Below are 19,256 nucleotides of genomic sequence, written 5' to 3' on the forward strand. Positions count from 1 at the left end.
GGTGCAGAGCATTTTTGTATACAAAAAATATGTTTGTTGTGTTCTATTTGGTTGGTCCGGTTTTGCTGGAAATTTGATCCGGAAGGCTTCTCCATAACAAAAGAAGGACAGCACCCATGAGCGCTTTAACCTTGAAAACAGCCGTAGACCTGGCAAGACAGGCCCTTGCCGCGGGACGGGAAATCAACGCCGCCCCCTTGACCGTGGCGGTCCTGGACGGCGGCGGGCATCTCATCACCCTGCAGCGCGAGGACGGCGCCAGCCTGCTTCGCCCACAGATCGCCATCGGCAAGGCTTGGGGCGCTATCGCCCTGGGCAAAGGCTCCCGCCTGCTCGCCCAGGACGCCCAACAACGCCCGGCGTTCTTTGCGGCTTTGAATGGGTTGGGACAAGGCAACGTCGTACCGGCCCCGGGTGGGGTGTTGATCAGGGATCAGGATGGCAGGGTGCTGGGGGCGATGGGGGTCAGCGGCGATGTTTCGGATGTGGATGAGCAGGTGGCGATCAAGGCTGTGGAGGCGGTGGGGTTGTGGGCGGATGCGGGGATGGTTGCCTGATTTTGTGGTGAGTGGGCCGGCGCCATCGCGAGCGAGCTCGCTCCCACAGGGTTTGATGCTGGACACATAATGTCTAGACACCGCAAACCAGTGTGGGAGGGGGCTTGCTCGCGATGAAGCCTCGGGCTATCGGTCTGGCTCGCATCCCTTCAACACCAACCGGATAATCGTCTGCGCCGCGGCTTCGTAGTCGGTTTCATCCAGCTTCGCCTTGCCGGTCACGGCGGAGATCTGCCAGTCGAAATCGGCGTAGGTCTGGGTAGCGGCCCAGATGCTGAACATCAGGTGGTTGGGGTCGATGGGGGCGATCTGGCCGCGGTCGATCCAGGTCTGGATGCACTCGATGTTGTGCCGGGCCTGGGCGTTGAGCTGTTCCACCAGGTCGGGGCTCAGGTGCGGGGCGCCGTGCATGATTTCGCTGGCGAAGACTTTCGAGGCAAAGGGCAGGTCGCGGGAGATGCGGATCTTGGAGCGGATGTAGTGACTGAGCACCTCGCCCGGCACGCCATCGGCGTTGAACGGCGTCGAGGCCTGGAGGATGGGTTCGATGATGCTTTCCAGGACTTCCCGATACAGGTTTTCCTTGGATTTGAAGTAGTAGTAGACGTTGGGTTTGGGCAGGCCCGCCTTGGCCGCGATGTCGCTGGTCTTGGTCGCCGCGAAGCCCTTGTCGGCAAATTCCTCGCTGGCGGCACGCAGGATCAATTCTTTGTTGCGCTCGCGGATAGTGCTCATAAACCCAGGGGTTCCTTGCCTGTTCTGGCGGTTGCGCATGGTAGCACCGGCCTCGTGAGGCGCTCAAGAATGCCCCGGATTGACGCATGCGCTATGCTGCGCAGCATTTATGATCAAGGAGCCTTTCCATGGCCGGAAGCAGTTTGCTGGTGCTGATCGATGACATCGCCACCGTGCTCGACGATGTTGCATTGATGACCAAGATGGCCGCCAAGAAAACCGCCGGGGTGCTCGGCGATGACCTGGCACTCAATGCCCAGCAGGTCTCCGGCGTCCGTGCCGAGCGAGAGTTGCCCGTGGTCTGGGCGGTGGCGAAGGGGTCCTTCATCAACAAACTGATCCTGGTGCCTTCGGCCCTGGCCATCAGCGCTTTCGTACCCTGGCTGGTGACGCCGTTGTTGATGGTGGGGGGCGCCTACCTGTGCTTCGAAGGCTTCGAAAAGCTCGCCCACAAGTTTCTTCACAGCCCGGCCGAGGACCAGGCCGAGCATGAGCAGCTGGTGGAGGCGGTGGCTGATCCGGCGGTCGACCTGGTGGCCTTCGAAAAGGACAAGATCAAGGGCGCGGTGCGCACCGACTTCATCCTGTCGGCGGAAATCATCGCCATCACCCTGGGCACCGTGGCCGATGCACCATTGACCCAGCAGGTGATCGTGCTGTCGGGCATCGCTATCGTCATGACGGTGGGTGTCTACGGCCTGGTGGCCGGGATCGTCAAGCTCGATGACCTGGGCCTGTGGTTGACGCAGAAACCAGGCCAGGCCGCCAAAAGCATCGGCGGTGCGATCCTGAGTGCGGCCCCCTACATGATGAAAAGCCTGTCGGTGATCGGCACGGCGGCGATGTTCCTGGTGGGCGGTGGCATCCTGACCCATGGCGTGCCAGTAGTGCATCACTGGATCGAAGGCGTGGCGGCCAGTGCTGGCGGTGCCGGGTTTATCGTGCCGATGCTGCTCAATGCGGTGGCGGGGATCGTGGCAGGGGCGGCGGTGTTGGCGGGGGGGATGGTTGTCGGCAAGGTCTGGAAAGCGCTGAAAGGCTAAGACCTGGCAACCCATGATAACTGTGGGAGCGAGCTCGCTCGCGATAGCGGTCTGTCAGACAACATCAAGGTTGAATGTCAGGCCCTCATCGCGAGCAAGCTCGCTCCCACAGAGGGTTTGGGGCGGCGAAAATTACTCGGCAATCTGCAACTTGCGTGACTCGGTGTACACGTAGCGCACCTTCTCGTATTCGAACGGCGAGTTCAGCTGGCCGTAGCGGAAGCTGGTCTGGTAACGCCGGTCCACGCCACGCAGGAGCAGCAGTTCCGGGTGGTTGGAGCTGACCTCGGAGACGTTCAGGAAGTTGATCGCCGATTCGGCGGTGTAGTCCACCAGCAAGCCCGAAGTATCTCGCAGGTTCGAAGGGCCGAAGATCGGCAGTACGAAGTACGCCCCGGCTGGCACGCCATAGAAGCCCAGTGTCTGGCCGAAGTCCTCGCTCTGGCGCGGCAGGCCCATGGCGGTGGCCGGGTCCCACAGGCCGGCGATGCCGACGGTGGTGTTGAGCAGCAGCCGCGCCGTGGTTTCCATCGAACGCTTGCCCTTGAACTGCAGCAGGCTGTTCATCAGGTTCGGTACATCCCCCAGGTTGTTGAAGAAATTGCTGACCCCTGTGCGCACGAAACTCGGGGTGATGTAGCGATAGCCGTCCACCACCGGCAGGAACACCCATTGGTCGAAGCGGTAGTTGAAGTGATAGACGCGACGGTTCCAGGATTCCAGCGGGTCATAGACGTTCAAGGCGCTGAGGGTCGAGCGCTCGAATTCCCGCTGGTCCAGCCCTGGGTTGAACTTGAGCTTGGTCAAGGGCTCCTTGAAGCCGTCGGCGTCTTCTACCACGGGGTCGTTGGCCTTGCTGTTGTCGGCATGAACAAGGCCTGCGCTCATTAAAGCGGCGATAAGCAGGAGATATTTAGCCACGGAAGAACTCCAGCATGGCGTCGCTGTTGACGCGATAGTTAAGGTTGCCGCAGTGGCCGCCCAGTGGATAAACCGTCAGGCGGTCACCAAAGGTCTTGCGCAGGAAGCCCAGGTCGCCAGGGCCGAGAATGACGTCGTCGGCGTTGTGCATGACGGCGATCTTGGGGCTATCGTGCAGGTAGTCCTTCAGTGCATAGAGGCTGACCTGATCGATCAGCTGCAGCAGGCTGCCGCCATCGGTGCGCGCGCGCCACATTGGAATCACCTGTTCGGTGAGGTAGCAGTCGAAATCGCATTGCAGTGCACGCTTGAGGAACGGCGACAGGCTGGTGCTTTCTGAGATCGGGTATTTGGGTGGGGTGATAAGGCCGCGGCGGTTGATCAGGTCCGAAGTGAACGCGATATCGGCCGCCGAAAAGCGGAACGATGTGCCGATCAGCATTGCCATCTGCTCGTTGCTCAGGTGTTGCTTGGATTGCTGGAAGTCATAGAGCAAGGCGTCGTTGAGGTCGATGTAGCCTTTTTGCTGGAAGTAGCGGGTCAGCTTGTTCAGCACCAGTTCATAGAAGGTGGTGGTGCTGTTGATACCTTTCACCTCGGTCTGGACCAGTTTGTCCAGGTTGGTGATCGAGGTGTAGAGGTTCACCGGAGGATTGAGCAGCAGCACTTTCTTGAAATTGAAGCTGCGCCGGGTTTCATCCAGGTGGGCGACAAACGCCGCGTCCAGGGCGCCGAGGCTATAGCCGGTGAGGTAGTACTCGGTCACCGGTACGTTGGGGTTCTGCGCACGCACGGCTTGCATCACCCGGTACATGTCCTCGGCGTCTTCCTTGGTGATGCCCGGCGTGGCGAAGCGCGAGGCGGCGCTCATGAAGTCGAAGCTGGTGGGCGACGACAGCTGCACCACGTGGTACCCGGCCTTGTAGTAGAGGCGCTTGAGGTATTCGTTGAGGGTGCTGTCGTAGCGAGCCCCGGTCCCGGCGATCAGGAAGATCAGCGGCGCCGGCTTGTCCTGGGTGGCCATGCGGTAGGTGAGACTTTTTACCGGCCAGAAATTGTCCGGCAGGATGAACTCGCGTTCCGGGCGCAGAGTGACGCTATGGTCCGCCTGGTTGATGTCTTCGACCAGAGGCAGCTCCGGGCGCAGGTCGGGCGGTGTGGTGGCGATGGTCGCCTCGAACGGGTTGGTCAAAGGGTAGCCATAGCTGGCGGCGTCGATATCCGCCGCCAGCGCGGACGCACTCAGAAGAAGGCCGCCGGCGAGGGCAGCGAAGCGCAAGGAACGGAGCATGACGGTATCCCTTAGAGGAAGGTGCCGAATGAAGGTCGCAGGCTATGACCACCGAAGTGAAGCCTAGTGCCATGACGGACATTAAACAGGTATGAACGTGGCGCAATGGCTACGGGACGATACACGTTGCGGCCGGTTGGTGGCTAGTTGCCTTCGACTTGTCGCTGATGGCGTTCTCATGTCGTTTCCCGCTGTTTCGAGGTCGCTGCCAGAGCAGGTCCCGGATCGGCGCAGGCCGATGATCGACAGGTCAGTACTCCACTGGCGTTCGAGGCAGTTAGGCAGGCGAGCGTGATGGGGGCGCTGGGCACCATAAAAAATACGTTGATGTCGCTCGACATCCGTCGGGCGCAGCACTTTCGGGGAAGTAAACGATGAAGATGCGACGACTCTTGGGCGCAGGTGCCGCACTGGTACTGGCGATCAGCTCCACCCTGGCCAGCGCCGAAACCAAAACCCTGAGCATCGGTTACGTTGACGGCTGGTCCGATAGCGTCGCGACCACTCACGTGGCGGCCGAAGTCATCCAGCAGAAGCTCGGTTATGACGTGAAACTGCAGGCGGTCGCGACCGGGATCATGTGGCAAGGTGTAGCCACCGGCAAGCTCGATGCAATGCTCTCGGCCTGGTTGCCGGTGACCCATGGCGATTACTGGACCAAGAACAAGGATCAGGTCGTCGACTACGGCCCCAACTTCAAGGACGCGAAAATCGGCCTGATCGTGCCTGAGTACGTCAAGGCCCAGACTGTGGCCGACCTCAAGACCGATGACAGCTTCAAGAAACGCATCGTCGGCATCGACGCCGGTTCGGGCGTGATGCTCAAGACGGAACAGGCCATCAAGGATTACGACCTGACCGGCTATCAACTCAAGGCCAGTTCCGGCGCCGGCATGATCGCCGAGCTGACCCGTGCCGAGAAGAAGAACGAATCCATCGCCGTCACCGGTTGGGTGCCGCACTGGATGTTCGCCAAATGGAAACTGCGCTTCCTGGAAGACCCGAAAGGCGTCTATGGCGCGGCTGAAACCGTGAACAGCATCGGCAGCAAGGGCCTGGAGGCCAAGGCACCGGAAGTGGTGGCGTTCCTGAAGAAATTCCAATGGGCTTCGAAGGACGAAATCGGCGAAGTCATGCTGGCGATCCAGGAAGGTGCCAAGCCGGACGCCGCTGCCAAGGATTGGGTTGCCAAGCACCCGGACCGCGTCAAAGAGTGGACCGGCAAATAATTCACCTGGTTCAGCTGTCCCGCAAAACCGCATGACGTTGGGTCATGCGGTTTTTTTGTGCCTGCAGTTTTTCGATTGGCGCCACTCCCCTGTGGGAGCGACTTTGCTCGCGATAGCGATGTGTCTGCTTGCATCCATGTTGAATGTGGCGCCGTCATCGCTAGCAGGCTCGCTCCCACAGGGGGTAACTGCCGGAATTTGGCTGGAAAATGGCAAAACCGTCATGTCGTTCTAATACTAAGGTCGTCTGGAACCTGGCCTTGAGCCGCATAGAGTAGAGTCGTTCCAATTAAATCTGTGCTGCGAGGATAAAAACAATGAACGACAGCATTTACCTCTCGATTCAAAACAGCCCGCGCTTCAAGGAGCTGGTGAGAAAAAGGGAAAGGTTCGCCTGGATTCTTTCGGCGATCATGCTAGGGCTGTATTCCGGCTTCATTCTTCTGATTGCCTATGGGCCACATATTCTCGGGGCCAAAATCACGCCCGAGTCCACCATCACCTGGGGGATTCCCATCGGTGTCGGCCTGATTCTCTCGGCCTTCGTCCTGACCGGCATCTACGTGCGACGTGCCAACGGCGAGTTCGACGATCTGAACAATGCGATTCTCAAGGAGGCTCAGCAATGATCCGGCGTCTATTGGCTCTCTTGAGCATCGCAGCATTCGCACCGGGCGTCTGGGCGGCTGACGCCGTGGCGGGTGCTGTGCAGAAACAACCCCTCAACATCGCGGCTATCTTGATGTTCGTCGCCTTCGTCGGCGCAACGCTGTACATCACGTACTGGGCTTCCAAGAAAAACAACTCCGCGGCCGACTACTATGCGGCTGGCGGCAAGATCACTGGCTTCCAGAACGGCCTGGCAATCGCTGGCGACTACATGTCGGCGGCGTCTTTCCTGGGTATTTCCGCGCTGGTGTTCGCGTCCGGTTATGACGGCTTGATCTACTCCATCGGCTTCCTGGTGGGCTGGCCGATCATTCTGTTCCTGATCGCCGAGCGCCTGCGTAACCTGGGTAAATACACCTTTGCTGACGTGGCGTCTTATCGCCTCGGGCAGACCCAGATCCGCAGTCTGTCCGCCTGCGGCTCGCTGGTGGTGGTAGCGTTCTACCTGATCGCGCAAATGGTCGGTGCGGGTAAGCTGATCCAGCTGCTGTTCGGCCTGGACTACCACGTTGCGGTGATCCTGGTCGGTATCCTGATGTGCCTCTACGTGTTGTTCGGTGGCATGCTGGCCACCACCTGGGTGCAGATCATCAAGGCGGTGCTGTTGCTGTCGGGTGCTTCGTTCATGGCCCTGATGGTCATGAAACACGTCAACTTCGACTTCAACATGCTGTTTGCCGAAGCGGTCAAGGTTCACCCTAAAGGCGAGGCGATCATGAGTCCCGGTGGCTTGGTGAAGGATCCGGTCTCGGCCTTCTCCCTGGGTCTGGCGCTGATGTTCGGTACCGCTGGCCTGCCGCACATCCTGATGCGCTTCTTCACCGTGAGCGATGCCAAGGAAGCCCGCAAGAGCGTGCTGTATGCCACTGGTTTCATCGGCTACTTCTATATCCTGACCTTCATCATCGGCTTCGGCGCGATCCTGCTGGTCAGCACCAACCCGGCCTTCAAGGACGCGGCAGGTGCCTTGCTGGGCGGCAACAACATGGCGGCGGTGCACCTGTCCAACGCTGTGGGCGGTAGCATCTTCCTGGGCTTCATCTCGGCGGTGGCGTTCGCGACCATCCTGGCGGTGGTGGCGGGCCTGACCCTGGCCGGCGCCTCGGCGGTGTCCCATGACCTGTACGCCAGTGTCATCAAGAAGGGCAAGGCCAACGAGAAGGACGAGATTCGCGTCTCGAAGATCACCACCATCGCCCTGGCGGTGCTGGCGATTGCCTTGGGTATCCTGTTCGAGAAGCAGAACATCGCGTTCATGGTGGGCCTGGCGTTCTCCATCGCGGCGAGCTGCAACTTCCCGGTACTGCTGCTCTCGATGTACTGGAAGAAGCTGACCACCCGTGGCGCCATGATCGGCGGCTGGATGGGGCTGGTCAGTGCCGTGGGCCTGATGGTTCTCGGCCCGACCATCTGGGTACAGATCATGGGGCACGAGAAGCCGATCTACCCGTATGAATATCCGGCGCTGTTCTCGATGATCATCGCGTTCGTCGGCATCTGGTTCTTCTCCATCACTGACAAGTCGGCCGAAGGCGCCAACGAGCGGGCGCTGTTCTTCCCGCAGTTCGTGCGTTCGCAGACTGGCCTGGGGGCGAGCGGGGCGGTCAACCACTGATGCGCTAAGTTGTAAAGGGTGAAGAAGTACCCCGGTCGAGAGACCGGGGTATTTTTTTGTCCCCGTTTCGGGGTGGGCAGGTCTACCGTCATCGCGAGCAAGCTCGCTCCCACAAAGCAGGCGGGTACACGGATCCACTGTGGAGCGAGCTTGCTCGCGATGACACAGGGTCTGGCACTGAAATGCCGGGAGGTAAAGGAGGAGGGCGTAAACAAAACAGCCCCCGCTCTTATATAAGAAGCGGGGGCCGTTTCAGTGCAGCGTCGGACCTGGCATAGAGCAGGTCTTACTTGCGGTCTTCCAGCTTGGTGATGTCACGCGACTCGTAGCCGGTGTACAGCTGGCGTGGACGGCCGATCTTGTACGGGCTGGAGAGCATTTCCTTCCAGTGGGAGATCCAGCCCACGGTGCGCGCCAGGGCGAAGATCACGGTGAACATGCTGGTTGGAATGCCGATCGCCTTGAGGATGATCCCCGAGTAGAAGTCGACGTTCGGGTACAGCGAGCGCTCGATGAAGTACGGATCGGTCAGGGCGATCTCTTCCAGGCGCATGGCCAGTTCGAGTTGCGGGTCGTTCTTGATGCCCAGTTCCTTGAGGACTTCGTCGCAGGTCTGCTTCATGACGGTGGCGCGTGGGTCGCGGTTCTTGTAGACCCGGTGACCGAAGCCCATCAACTTGAACGGATCGTTCTTGTCCTTGGCCTTGGCGATGAACTTGTCGATGTTCGAGACATCGCCGATTTCATCGAGCATGGTCAGTACCGCTTCGTTGGCACCGCCGTGGGCTGGGCCCCAGAGTGCCGCGATGCCGGCGGCGATACAGGCGAACGGGTTGGCACCCGACGAGCCGGCCAGGCGCACGGTGGAGGTAGAAGCGTTCTGCTCGTGGTCGGCATGGAGGATGAAGATCCGGTCCATGGCCTTGGCGAGCACCGGGCTGATCGGTTTGATCTCGCACGGTGTGTTGAACATCATGTGCAGGAAGTTCTCTGCATAGTTCAGGTCGTTGCGTGGGTACATCATGGGCTGGCCCATGGAGTACTTGTAGACCATGGCTGCCAGGGTCGGCATCTTCGCCACCAGGCGGATCGCGGAGATTTCGCGGTGCTGGGGGTTATTGATGTCCAGGGAGTCGTGGTAGAAGGCCGAGAGGGCGCCGACAACGCCGCACATGACGGCCATCGGGTGGGCGTCGCGACGGAAGCCGTTGAAGAAGGACTTCAACTGCTCGTGAACCATGGTGTGGTTCTTCACGGTGCTGACGAACTGGGCCTTTTGCTCTGCGGTTGGCAGCTCGCCGTTGAGCAGCAGGTAGCAGGTTTCCAGGTAGTCCGATTTTTCAGCCAGTTGCTCGATCGGGTAGCCGCGGTGCAGCAGGATGCCGTTGTCGCCGTCGATGTAGGTGATCTTCGACTCGCACGAAGCGGTCGACATGAACCCCGGGTCGAAGGTGAAACGGCCCGTGGCGGTCAGGCCGCGGACGTCGATTACATCGGGACCAACGGTGCCGGTTAAAATGGGCAGCTCGACGGGGGCTGCGCCCTCGATGATCAACTGCGCTTTTTTGTCAGCCATGTGGCCTCCTATTAATGCTTGGAATCATCAGACAGACCCCCCACGCAGGGCCCGCACCACTATAGTGAGATAAATCCGAATGTCAATTTGCCTAAAGTCTTGCTCCAGAAGGCTTTAACCGGACTTTTTCCTCGAAATTACCTGCCGTTTACGCCTTTTGCCGTTGTTGTGCAATGCGCCATCAGTGGAAGGTGAACGCGTTGTCATTAGTAACCTAACTGTCTATACTCGGCAGCCGACCGCCAGGGGCTTTTGGGCCAGCTTTGCTGGGGGTCGTCACTCCCTGGGTGGTGAGTACCTGACCAGTGCGCGCCGCAACAACTTTGCCCTGATTCTTAGGGGCTCTTCAGTGTGAAAAAAGCCGTGAAAAGCCAACGACCTGTAAACCTAGACCTAAGGACCATCAAACTCCCAGTCACTGCTTACACGTCCATTCTTCACCGTATCTCCGGTGTCATCCTCTTCGTCAGCCTGGCCATCATGCTTTATGCATTGGACAAGTCGCTCGACTCGGAAGAAGGCTTCGGTCAGGTGAAAGCGTGTCTGACCAGTCCGCTAGCCAAGCTAGTGATTTGGGGCATCCTGTCCGCCTTGCTGTATCACCTGGTTGCCGGTGTGCGCCACTTGATCATGGACATGGGCATCGGTGAGACGCTGGAAGGCGGCAAGCTGGGCTCGAAAATCGTTATCGCCGTTTCCGTGGTGGTAATCGTTCTGGCAGGAGTCTGGATATGGTAACCAACGTTACGAACCTCTCTCGTTCGGGCCTCTATGACTGGATGGCGCAGCGTGTGTCTGCGGTCGTTCTCGCGGCTTATTTCATTTTCCTGATCGGATATGTGGTCGCCAACCCTGGCCTTGGCTATGCCCAATGGCATGAACTGTTCGCAAGCAACTGGATGCGTATCTTCAGTCTGCTGGCCCTTGTCGCACTGGGCGCTCACGCCTGGGTCGGCATGTGGACCATCGCGACCGACTACCTGACGCAGATGGCGTTCGGCAAGTCGGCGACTGCCGTACGTTTCCTCTTCCAGGCAGTATGCGGCGTTGCGATGTTCGCTTACTTCGTCTGGGGTGTGCAGATTCTCTGGGGTATCTGATCCATGGCTAACATTCCAACTATTTCCTTCGACGCCATCATCATTGGTGGCGGCGGTGCCGGCATGCGCGCAGCGCTGCAACTGGCACAGGGCGGTCACAAGACTGCCGTGATCACCAAGGTTTTCCCGACCCGTTCGCACACCGTTTCCGCCCAGGGTGGCATTACCTGCGCCATCGCTTCGGCCGACCCGAACGATGACTGGCGCTGGCACATGTACGATACCGTCAAGGGTTCCGACTATATCGGCGACCAGGATGCTATCGAATACATGTGTCAGGAAGGTCCGGCCGCGGTCTTCGAACTCGACCACATGGGCCTGCCGTTCTCGCGCACCGAAACCGGCCGTATCTACCAGCGTCCGTTCGGTGGCCAGTCCAAGGACTACGGCAAGGGCGGCCAGGCTGCGCGTACCTGCGCGGCGTCCGACCGTACCGGTCACGCACTGCTGCACACCCTGTACCAGGGCAACCTGAAGGCTGGTACCACGTTCCTGAACGAGTACTACGCCGTTGACCTGGTGAAGAACCAGGACGGCGCCTTTGTCGGTGTAATCGCCATCTGCATCGAAACCGGCGAAACCACCTACATCCGTTCCAAGGCCACCGTGCTGGCGACCGGCGGTGCCGGCCGTATCTATGCCTCCACCACCAACGCCCTGATCAACACCGGTGACGGCGTCGGCATGGCCCTGCGTGCCGGCGTGCCGGTGCAGGACATCGAAATGTGGCAGTTCCACCCGACCGGCATCGCCGGCGCCGGTGTACTGGTTACCGAAGGTTGCCGCGGTGAAGGCGGTTACCTGATCAACAAGCACGGCGAGCGTTTCATGGAGCGTTACGCTCCGAACGCCAAGGACCTTGCCGGTCGTGACGTCGTGGCTCGTTCGATGGTTAAAGAGATCATCGCCGGCAACGGCTGTGGCCCGAATGGCGACCACGTGATGCTCAAGCTCGACCACCTGGGCGAGGAAGTGCTGCACAGCCGCCTGCCAGGCATCTGCGAGCTGTCCAAGACCTTCGCTCACGTCGACCCGGTCGTCGCGCCAGTTCCGGTCGTTCCAACCTGCCACTACATGATGGGCGGCGTTGCCACCAACATCCATGGCCAGGCCATCACCCAGAACGCCGAAGGCGTGGACGAAATCATCCCTGGCCTGTTCGCAGTGGGTGAAGTGGCGTGCGTATCGGTTCACGGTGCCAACCGCCTGGGCGGCAACTCGCTGCTCGACCTGGTGGTCTTCGGCCGCGCGGCCGGCCTGCACCTGGAAAAGGCGCTGACCGACGGCATCGAATACCGCGACGCCAGCGACACCGACATCGACGTGGCCCTCAAGCGCCTGGCCGGTCTGAACGAGCGTACCGAAGGCGAAGACGTCGCCACCCTGCGTCGCGAGCTGCAAAGCTGCATGCAGAACTACTTCGGTGTGTTCCGTACCGGCGAGTACATGCAGAAGGGTATCGCCCAGCTGGCGCAGCTGCGTGAACGAATTGCCAATGTGAAGATCAACGATAAGTCACAGGCGTTCAACACTGCACGTATCGAAGCGCTGGAACTGCAGAACCTGCTGGAAGTGGCCGAAGCCACCGCCATCGCGGCAGAAACCCGTAAAGAGTCCCGTGGTGCCCATGCCCGCGAAGACTATGAAGACCGTGACGACGAAAACTGGCTGTGCCACACCTTGTACTTCCCGGGTGAGAAACGTGTCGCCAAGCGTGCCGTGAATTTCTCGCCGAAGACTGTTCCGACTTTCGAACCTAAAGTCCGGACTTATTAAGGGTGACCGCTATGTTGCAAGTCAGTGTTTATCGCTACAACCCTGATCAGGACGCTGCGCCGTTCATGCAGGATTTCCAGGTCGATACCGGTGGTAAGGACCTGATGGTGCTGGACGTGCTGGCCCTGATCAAGGAACAGGACGAAGGTTTCTCCTATCGTCGCTCCTGCCGCGAGGGCGTGTGCGGCTCCGACGGCATGAACATCAACGGCAAGAACGGCCTGGCCTGCATCACGCCGCTGTCGGCGGTGGTCAAGGGCAACAAGCTGATCGTGCGTCCGCTGCCAGGTTTGCCGGTGATCCGTGACCTGGTCGTCGATATGAGCATCTTCTACAAGCAATACGAGAAGGTGAAGCCATTCCTGCAGAACGACACGCCGGCTCCGGCCATCGAGCGTCTGCAGTCCCCGGAAGAGCGTGAAAAGCTCGACGGTCTGTACGAGTGCATCCTGTGCGCCTGCTGCTCGACCTCGTGCCCATCCTTCTGGTGGAACCCGGACAAGTTCCTGGGCCCGGCCGCCCTGCTGCAAGCGTACCGCTTCCTGGCAGACAGCCGCGACACCAAGACGTCCGAGCGTCTGGCCGCACTGGATGACCCGTTCAGCGTATTCCGCTGCCGCGGGATCATGAACTGCGTCAACGTCTGCCCGAAAGGCCTGAACCCGACTAAGGCCATCGGTCACGTACGTAACATGCTGCTGCAAAACGGCGTGTGATTCAGCTGCTGTACCCGTAGAACCGCTGTACCCGTAGAGGCTAGGGCGCGGGCTTCAACCCGCGTCGTAGCATAACCAGAACAGCCGCTCACAAAGCGGCGGTTCTTATTTTTGAAGAAATGAGACAAGCAGGGGCATCCGGGCTGGTACCCGGACTATCAGCGTGATCCTAAGTGGCTTGTTTTAGTCGCTGCACTCGGACTTCTGCAAGTTTGCTCGGTGTTTTCGCCGGTGGTGTTCCCCTAATCGAGGGTGACCAAGCATGCAAGAAAGCGTGATGCAGCGCATGTGGAACAGTGCCCACCTCTCCGGTGGTAACGCTGCCTATGTGGAAGAGCTCTACGAGCTCTACCTGCACGACCCTAACGCTGTGCCAGAAGAATGGCGCACCTATTTTCAGAAGTTGCCGGCCGACGGTAACTCTGCCACAGATGTTTCGCACTCTACGATTCGCGATCATTTCGTGCTGCTGGCGAAGAACCAGCGCCGCGCTCAACCGGTATCTGCCGGTAGCGTGAGCAGCGAGCACGAGAAGAAGCAAGTCGAAGTGCTGCGATTGATCCAGGCCTACAGGATGCGAGGCCACCAGGCAGCCCAGCTGGACCCGCTGGGGCTGTGGCAGCGTCCTGCACCTGCAGACCTGTCGATCACTCATTACGGCTTGACCAATGCCGATCTCGATACGACCTTCCGTGCCGGCGACCTGTTCATCGGCAAAGAGGAAGCGAGCCTACGCGAAATTCACGAAGCGTTGCAGCAGACATATTGCCGCACCATCGGCGCCGAGTTCACGCACATCACCGATTCCGAGCAGCGCCAGTGGTTCCAGCAGCGTCTGGAAAGCGTGCGCGGGCGTCCGACGTACTCCGCCGACATCAAGACCCATGTGCTGGAGCGCGTGACAGCCGGTGAAGGCCTGGAGAAATACCTGGGCACCAAGTACCCGGGCACCAAGCGTTTCGGCCTGGAAGGCGGCGAAAGCCTGATCCCGATGCTCGACGAGCTGATCCAGCGTTCCGGTTCCTACGGCACCAAGGAAGTCGTCATCGGCATGGCCCACCGTGGTCGTCTGAACGTGCTGGTCAACACCTTCGGCAAGAACCCGCGTGAGCTGTTCGACGAGTTCGAAGGCAAGAAGAAGGTCGAACTGGGTTCCGGTGACGTGAAGTATCACCAGGGCTTCTCGTCCAACGTGATGACCACCGGCGGCGAAGTCCACCTGGCCATGGCGTTCAACCCATCCCACCTGGAAATCGTTTCCCCGGTGGTCGAGGGTTCGGTTCGCGCCCGCCAGGATCGTCGCAACGACCCGACCGGTGAGAAGGTCCTGCCGATCTCCATCCACGGTGATGCGGCATTCGCCGGCCAGGGCGTGGTCATGGAAACCTTCCAGATGTCGCAGACCCGCGGTTTCAAGACCGGCGGCACCGTGCACATCGTGATCAACAACCAGGTCGGTTTCACCATCAGCAACCCGCTGGACTCGCGCTCCACCGAGTACGCCACCGACGTCGCGAAGATGATCCAGGCGCCGATCCTCCATGTGAATGGTGATGATCCGGAAGCCGTGCTGTTCGTGACCCAGCTGGCCATCGACTACCGCATGCAGTTCAAGCGCGACGTGGTGATCGACCTGGTTTGCTACCGTCGTCGTGGCCACAACGAGGCGGACGAGCCAAGCGGTACCCAGCCTCTGATGTACCAGCAGATCACCAAGCAGCGCACCACCCGCGAGCTGTATGCCGATCGCCTGATCCAGGACGGCGTACTGGATGCCGAGCGCGTCCAGGCCAAGGTCGACGAATACCGCAACGCGCTGGACAACGGTCTGCACGTGGTGAAAAGCCTGGTCAAGGAGCCGAACAAAGAGCTGTTCGTGGACTGGCGCCCATACCTGGGTCACGCCTGGACTGCACGTCACGACACGCGTTTCGACCTCAAGACCTTGCAGGAACTGTCCGCCAAGCTGCTGGAGATCCCGGAAGGCTTCGTGGTTCAGCGCCAGGTCGCGAAGATCTACGAAGACCGTCAGAAGATGCAAGCCGGCGGCCTGCCGATCAACTGGGGCTACGCCGAAACCATGGCGTACGCGACCCTGGCGTTCGAAGGTCACCCGATCCGCATGACCGGCCAGGACATCGGCCGCGGTACGTTCTCGCACCGTCATGCCGTCCTGCACAACCAGAAAGATGCCAGCACCTACATTCCGCTCAAGAACCTGTACAAAGGCCAGCCGCTGTTCGACCTGTACGACTCGTTCCTGTCGGAAGAAGCCGTACTGGCGTTCGAATACGGTTACTCGACCACCACGCCGAACGCGCTGGTGATCTGGGAAGCCCAGTTCGGCGACTTCGCCAACGGTGCGCAGGTCGTGATCGACCAGTTCATCACCAGTGGCGAGCACAAGTGGGGTCGTCTCTGCGGCCTGACCATGTTGCTGCCGCACGGCTACGAAGGGCAGGGTCCCGAGCACTCCTCGGCGCGCCTGGAGCGCTACCTGCAACTGTGTGCCGAGCACAACATCCAGGTGTGCATGCCGACTACCCCGGCACAGATCTACCACTTGCTGCGCCGCCAGGTGATTCGTCCGCTGCGCAAGCCCCTGGTGGTCCTGACGCCGAAGTCGCTGCTGCGCCACAAGCTGGCCGTTTCGACGCTCGAAGAACTGGCCGATGGCTCGTTCCAGACCGTTATCCCGGAAATCGATGCCCTGGACCCGAGCAAGGTCGAACGCGTCGTTCTGTGCAGCGGCAAGGTCTACTACGACCTGCTGGAAAAACGCCGTGCCGAAGGCCGCGAAGACATCGCCATCGTGCGTATCGAGCAGCTGTACCCATTCCCTGAGGACGACCTGAAGGAAGTCCTGGCGCCTTACACCAATGCCAAAGCGGCTGTCTGGTGTCAGGAAGAGCCGATGAACCAGGGCGCATGGTACTGCAGCCAACACCACCTGCGTCGCAGCATCAGCTACCTCAACAAGTCTCTCGTACTCGAGTACGCGGGCCGCGAGGCTTCTGCCGCACCTGCATGTGGTTACGCATCGATGCACGCCGAGCAGCAGGAACAACTGCTGCAAGACGCGTTTACCGTTTAACGCCTTCGAGCACCTGAAACCGAATTTAAGGAACCCAAGATAATGGCTATCGAGATCAAAGCCCCCACTTTCCCAGAATCGGTTGCCGATGGCACCGTTGCCACCTGGCACAAGAAACCGGGCGAGGCCGTCAAGCGTGACGAACTGATCGTCGACATCGAGACCGACAAGGTCGTACTGGAAGTCCTGGCCACCGCCGACGGCGTGCTGGGCGCGATCGTCAAGAACGAAGGCGACACCGTCCTGTCCGACGAAGTGCTGGGCTCGATCGTTGAAGGTGGTGCTGCCGCCGCCGCTCCGGCCGCTGCTGCTGCCGCTGCGCCGGCTGCCGCCCAGGCTGCTGCTCCAGCGGCCGATGGCGAAGACGACCCGGTCGCCGCGCCTGCTGCCCGCAAGATCGCTGAAGAAAACGGCATCAACATCGCTTCCATTGCCGGCACCGGCAAGGGTGGTCGTGTGACCAAGGAAGACGTGGTTGCCGCTGTTGCAGCCAAGAAAGCCGCTCCAGCCGCTGCCCCGGCCAAGCCTGCTGCGCCTGCCGCTGCCGCTCCGGTGTTCGCGGCCGGTGATCGCGTTGAAAAACGCGTTCCGATGACCCGCCTGCGGGCCAAGGTTGCCGAGCGCCTGGTCGAAGCCCAGTCGAACATGGCGATGCTGACCACTTTCAACGAAGTGGACATGACCGAAGTCATGGCGCTGCGTTCGAAGTACAAGGACCTGTTCGAGAAGTCCCACAATGGCGTGCGCCTGGGCTTCATGTCGTTCTTCGTCAAGGCTGCCACCGAAGCGCTGAAACGCTTCCCGGCCGTCAACGCGTCGATCGACGGTTCCGACATCGTCTACCACGGCTATGCCGACATCGGTGTTGCTGTTTCCAGCGACCGTGGCCTGGTGGTTCCGGTGCTGCGTAACGCCGAGCTGATGAGCCTGGCCGAAATCGAAAACGGCATCGCCACCTTCGGCAAGAAGGCCCGTGACGGCAAGCTGTCCATCGAAGAGATGACCGGTGGTACGTTCACCATCACCAACGGTGGTACATTCGGTTCGATGATGTCGACCCCGATCGTCAACCCGCCACAAGCAGCGATCCTGGGGATGCACAACATCATCCAGCGTCCGATGGCAATCAACGGTCAAGTCGTGATTCGTCCGATGATGTACCTGGCACTGTCCTACGATCACCGTCTGATCGATGGTAAAGAAGCCGTGACGTTCCTGGTGACCATCAAGAACCTGCTTGAAGATCCGGCTCGCCTGCTGCTGGATATCTGATTTCGCCGCGAGGGCCGGTCGGTTGACCGGCCTCTTGCTGAAACAACCGGTTTCGTCCCACGACGGTCACCACAAGTGGCCGTCCGGTTTGATTCGAAAAGGAATGACTCATGACTCAGAAATTCGACGTGGTAGTGATTGGTGCTGGCCCTGGTGGCTACGTAGCGGCCATCAAGGCTGCACAACTTGGCCTCACCACTGCCTGCATCGAGAAATACACCGACAGCGAGGGCAAGCAAGCCCTGGGCGGTACTTGCCTGAACGTCGGCTGCATTCCTTCCAAGGCGCTGCTGGACAGCTCCTGGAAATACAAGGAAGCGAAAGAAAGCTTCAACGTCCATGGCATCTCCACCGGCGAAGTCAAGATGGACGTCGCCGCGATGGTTGGCCGCAAGGCCGGCATCGTGAAGAACCTGACCAGCGGTGTCGCCACCCTGTTCAAGGCCAACGGCGTGACCTCGATCCAGGGCCACGGCAAGCTGCTGCTGGGCAAGAAGGTCGAAGTGACCAAGCCCGACGGCTCGGTCGAAGTGATCGAAGCCGAGAACGTCATCCTGGCGCCAGGCTCGCGTCCGATCGACATCCCACCGGCTCCAGTCGATCAGAAAGTGATCGTCGACTCCACCGGCGCCCTGGAATTCCAGAGCGTGCCTAAGCGCCTGGGCGTGATCGGCGCCGGCGTGATCGGCCTCGAGCTGGGTTCGGTCTGGTCGCGCCTGGGTGCGCAAGTGACCGTGCTGGAAGCCCTCGACACCTTCCTGATGGCTGCCGATACCGCGGTGTCCAAGGAAGCGTTCAAGACCCTGACCAAGCAGGGCCTGGACATCAAGCTGGGCGCTCGCGTGACCGGCTCCAAGGTCAACGGCGAAGAAGTCGTGGTGAACTACACCGACGCCAATGGCGAACAGACCATCACCTTCGACAAGCTGATCGTCGCGGTGGGCCGTCGTCCGGTGACCACCGACCTGCTGGCTGCCGATAGCGGCGTGAACATTGATGAGCGCGGTTTCATCGCGGTCGATGATCATTGCGCAACCGACGTACCGGGCGTCTTCGCCATCGGTGACGTGGTCCGCGGCATGATGCTGGCCCACAAGGCGTCCGAGGAAGGCATCATGGTCGTCGAGCGCATCAAGGGCCACAAGGCCCAGATGAACTACGACCTGATCCCATCGGTTATCTACACCCACCCGGAAATCGCATGGGTCGGTAAAACCGAGCAGGCCTTGAAAGCCGAAGGCGTTGAAGTTAACGTCGGCACCTTCCCGTTCGCCGCCAGTGGCCGTGCCATGGCAGCCAACGATACCGGCGGTTTCGTGAAAGTCATCGCCGATGCCAAGACGGACCGCGTATTGGGCGTTCACGTCATTGGCCCAAGCGCTGCCGAGCTGGTACAGCAAGGCGCGATCGGTATGGAATTCGGCACCAGCGCTGAAGACCTGGGCATGATGGTCTTCTCCCATCCGACCCTGTCCGAAGCCTTGCACGAAGCGGCCCTGGCCGTAAATGGCGGCGCCATCCACGTGGCCAACCGCAAGAAGCGTTAATAGATAATAAGAAACCACGGCGGTTCGGCCCGTCGTGAGCCTTGCGCGCAAGACTCACCGCGGAATGTCCGCTGGACGCAGTCTTGCGTAGCTCTGCCGGTTCACCGGAAGGCTA

16 protein-coding genes are annotated in these 19,256 nt (G+C 60.2%); 12 read left to right on the forward strand and 4 right to left on the reverse strand.

All coding sequences use genetic code 11. The features are described from left to right. The first annotated feature begins 116 nt into the window (after positions 1 to 116). Entirely contained in the window at positions 117 to 557 is a 441-nt protein-coding gene (locus BT179_RS14150) for a GlcG/HbpS family heme-binding protein (RefSeq protein ID WP_072393622.1), read from the forward strand. Positions 558 to 683: 126 nt separating this feature from the next. Here the strand turns inward: BT179_RS14150 and BT179_RS14155 are convergent, their stop codons facing one another. Then, positions 684 to 1,292, reverse strand: a complete 609-nt coding sequence (locus BT179_RS14155) for a TetR/AcrR family transcriptional regulator (protein ID WP_072431596.1) — start codon at positions 1,290 to 1,292, stop codon at positions 684 to 686. Positions 1,293 to 1,420: 128 nt separating this feature from the next. Between BT179_RS14155 and BT179_RS14160 the strand changes: the two genes are divergently transcribed. Further along, positions 1,421 to 2,335, forward strand: a complete 915-nt coding sequence (locus BT179_RS14160; protein ID WP_072431595.1) for a DUF808 domain-containing protein — start codon at positions 1,421 to 1,423, stop codon at positions 2,333 to 2,335. 132 nt (positions 2,336 to 2,467) lie between these two features. Here BT179_RS14160 and BT179_RS14165 read toward each other — a convergent pair whose 3' ends face one another. Both BT179_RS14165 and BT179_RS14170 read right to left on the reverse strand, forming a co-directional pair. Further along, entirely contained in the window at positions 2,468 to 3,256 is a 789-nt protein-coding gene (locus BT179_RS14165; RefSeq protein ID WP_072393617.1) for an MlaA family lipoprotein, read from the reverse strand. Continuing rightward, positions 3,249 to 4,547, reverse strand: coding sequence for a serine/threonine protein kinase (locus BT179_RS14170; protein WP_072393615.1), 1,299 nt, complete (start codon positions 4,545 to 4,547; stop codon positions 3,249 to 3,251). The genes BT179_RS14165 and BT179_RS14170 overlap by 8 nt, the downstream gene beginning before the upstream one ends. Positions 4,548 to 4,921: 374 nt before the next feature. On the opposite strand from BT179_RS14170, the gene BT179_RS14175 reads away from it, so the two are divergent. The 3 genes from BT179_RS14175 (at position 4,922) to BT179_RS14185 (ending at position 8,060) form a co-directional block, all read left to right on the forward strand. Beyond that, on the forward strand, positions 4,922 to 5,776 hold the full coding sequence (locus tag BT179_RS14175; protein ID WP_072393612.1) for a glycine betaine ABC transporter substrate-binding protein: 855 nt from the start codon (positions 4,922 to 4,924) through the stop codon (positions 5,774 to 5,776). A 317-nt stretch (positions 5,777 to 6,093) separates the two neighbouring features. Then, positions 6,094 to 6,405: a DUF485 domain-containing protein gene (locus BT179_RS14180; RefSeq protein ID WP_072393609.1), complete on the forward strand. Its 312-nt coding sequence runs from the start codon at positions 6,094 to 6,096 to the stop codon at positions 6,403 to 6,405. Then, a complete protein-coding gene (locus BT179_RS14185) occupies positions 6,402 to 8,060 on the forward strand; it encodes a cation acetate symporter (RefSeq protein WP_072393601.1) in 1,659 nt (552 codons plus the stop codon). Before BT179_RS14180 ends, BT179_RS14185 begins: the two co-directional genes overlap by 4 nt. A gap of 286 nt (positions 8,061 to 8,346) precedes the next feature. Here BT179_RS14185 and gltA read toward each other — a convergent pair whose 3' ends face one another. Beyond that, positions 8,347 to 9,636, reverse strand: a complete 1,290-nt coding sequence (gltA, locus tag BT179_RS14190) for a citrate synthase (protein WP_053149956.1) — start codon at positions 9,634 to 9,636, stop codon at positions 8,347 to 8,349. Between the two features lie 351 nt (positions 9,637 to 9,987). On the opposite strand from gltA, the gene sdhC reads away from it, so the two are divergent. The 7 genes from sdhC to lpdA all read left to right on the forward strand — a co-directional run bounded on the left by sdhC (position 9,988) and on the right by lpdA (position 19,141). Beyond that, positions 9,988 to 10,374, forward strand: coding sequence for a succinate dehydrogenase, cytochrome b556 subunit (gene sdhC / locus BT179_RS14195; RefSeq protein WP_172679607.1), 387 nt, complete (start codon positions 9,988 to 9,990; stop codon positions 10,372 to 10,374). Next, positions 10,368 to 10,736, forward strand: a complete 369-nt coding sequence (gene sdhD, locus BT179_RS14200; RefSeq protein ID WP_047698960.1) for a succinate dehydrogenase, hydrophobic membrane anchor protein — start codon at positions 10,368 to 10,370, stop codon at positions 10,734 to 10,736. The genes sdhC and sdhD overlap by 7 nt, the downstream gene beginning before the upstream one ends. Before the next feature lie 3 nt (positions 10,737 to 10,739). Next, entirely contained in the window at positions 10,740 to 12,512 is a 1,773-nt protein-coding gene (gene sdhA, locus BT179_RS14205) for a succinate dehydrogenase flavoprotein subunit (RefSeq protein WP_072393598.1), read from the forward strand. A gap of 11 nt (positions 12,513 to 12,523) precedes the next feature. Continuing rightward, positions 12,524 to 13,228, forward strand: coding sequence for a succinate dehydrogenase iron-sulfur subunit (locus BT179_RS14210; protein ID WP_039594133.1), 705 nt, complete (start codon positions 12,524 to 12,526; stop codon positions 13,226 to 13,228). A gap of 262 nt (positions 13,229 to 13,490) precedes the next feature. Next, positions 13,491 to 16,322 carry a 2-oxoglutarate dehydrogenase E1 component gene (locus BT179_RS14215; RefSeq protein WP_072393595.1) on the forward strand — a complete coding sequence of 944 codons (2,832 nt, stop codon included), beginning with the start codon at positions 13,491 to 13,493 and terminating at the stop codon, positions 16,320 to 16,322. A 42-nt stretch (positions 16,323 to 16,364) separates the two neighbouring features. Beyond that, complete coding sequence (odhB, locus tag BT179_RS14220; protein WP_072431594.1) at positions 16,365 to 17,594, forward strand: 2-oxoglutarate dehydrogenase complex dihydrolipoyllysine-residue succinyltransferase; 1,230 nt, start codon at positions 16,365 to 16,367, stop codon at positions 17,592 to 17,594. A gap of 110 nt (positions 17,595 to 17,704) precedes the next feature. Next, positions 17,705 to 19,141, forward strand: a complete 1,437-nt coding sequence (gene lpdA, locus BT179_RS14225; RefSeq protein ID WP_072393589.1) for a dihydrolipoyl dehydrogenase — start codon at positions 17,705 to 17,707, stop codon at positions 19,139 to 19,141. The last annotated feature ends 115 nt before the right edge of the window (positions 19,142 to 19,256 follow it).

This window comes from Pseudomonas sp. NFACC43 (assembly GCF_900119645.1).
GTDB lineage: Bacteria > Pseudomonadota > Gammaproteobacteria > Pseudomonadales > Pseudomonadaceae > Aquipseudomonas.

Coding starts and splice junctions, on each gene's coding strand:
- BT179_RS14175 (WP_072393612.1), top strand. CDS start 4,922: ATGAAGATGCGACGACTCTTGGGCGCAGGTGCCGCACTGGTACTGGCG.
- sdhA (WP_072393598.1), top strand. CDS start 10,740: ATGGCTAACATTCCAACTATTTCCTTCGACGCCATCATCATTGGTGGC.
- BT179_RS14210 (WP_039594133.1), top strand. CDS start 12,524: ATGTTGCAAGTCAGTGTTTATCGCTACAACCCTGATCAGGACGCTGCG.
- BT179_RS14170 (WP_072393615.1), bottom strand. CDS start 4,547: ATGCTCCGTTCCTTGCGCTTCGCTGCCCTCGCCGGCGGCCTTCTTCTG.
- lpdA (WP_072393589.1), top strand. CDS start 17,705: ATGACTCAGAAATTCGACGTGGTAGTGATTGGTGCTGGCCCTGGTGGC.
- BT179_RS14150 (WP_072393622.1), top strand. CDS start 117: ATGAGCGCTTTAACCTTGAAAACAGCCGTAGACCTGGCAAGACAGGCC.
- BT179_RS14180 (WP_072393609.1), top strand. CDS start 6,094: ATGAACGACAGCATTTACCTCTCGATTCAAAACAGCCCGCGCTTCAAG.
- BT179_RS14185 (WP_072393601.1), top strand. CDS start 6,402: ATGATCCGGCGTCTATTGGCTCTCTTGAGCATCGCAGCATTCGCACCG.
- sdhD (WP_047698960.1), top strand. CDS start 10,368: ATGGTAACCAACGTTACGAACCTCTCTCGTTCGGGCCTCTATGACTGG.
- odhB (WP_072431594.1), top strand. CDS start 16,365: ATGGCTATCGAGATCAAAGCCCCCACTTTCCCAGAATCGGTTGCCGAT.
- BT179_RS14155 (WP_072431596.1), bottom strand. CDS start 1,292: ATGAGCACTATCCGCGAGCGCAACAAAGAATTGATCCTGCGTGCCGCC.
- BT179_RS14215 (WP_072393595.1), top strand. CDS start 13,491: ATGCAAGAAAGCGTGATGCAGCGCATGTGGAACAGTGCCCACCTCTCC.
- gltA (WP_053149956.1), bottom strand. CDS start 9,636: ATGGCTGACAAAAAAGCGCAGTTGATCATCGAGGGCGCAGCCCCCGTC.
- BT179_RS14160 (WP_072431595.1), top strand. CDS start 1,421: ATGGCCGGAAGCAGTTTGCTGGTGCTGATCGATGACATCGCCACCGTG.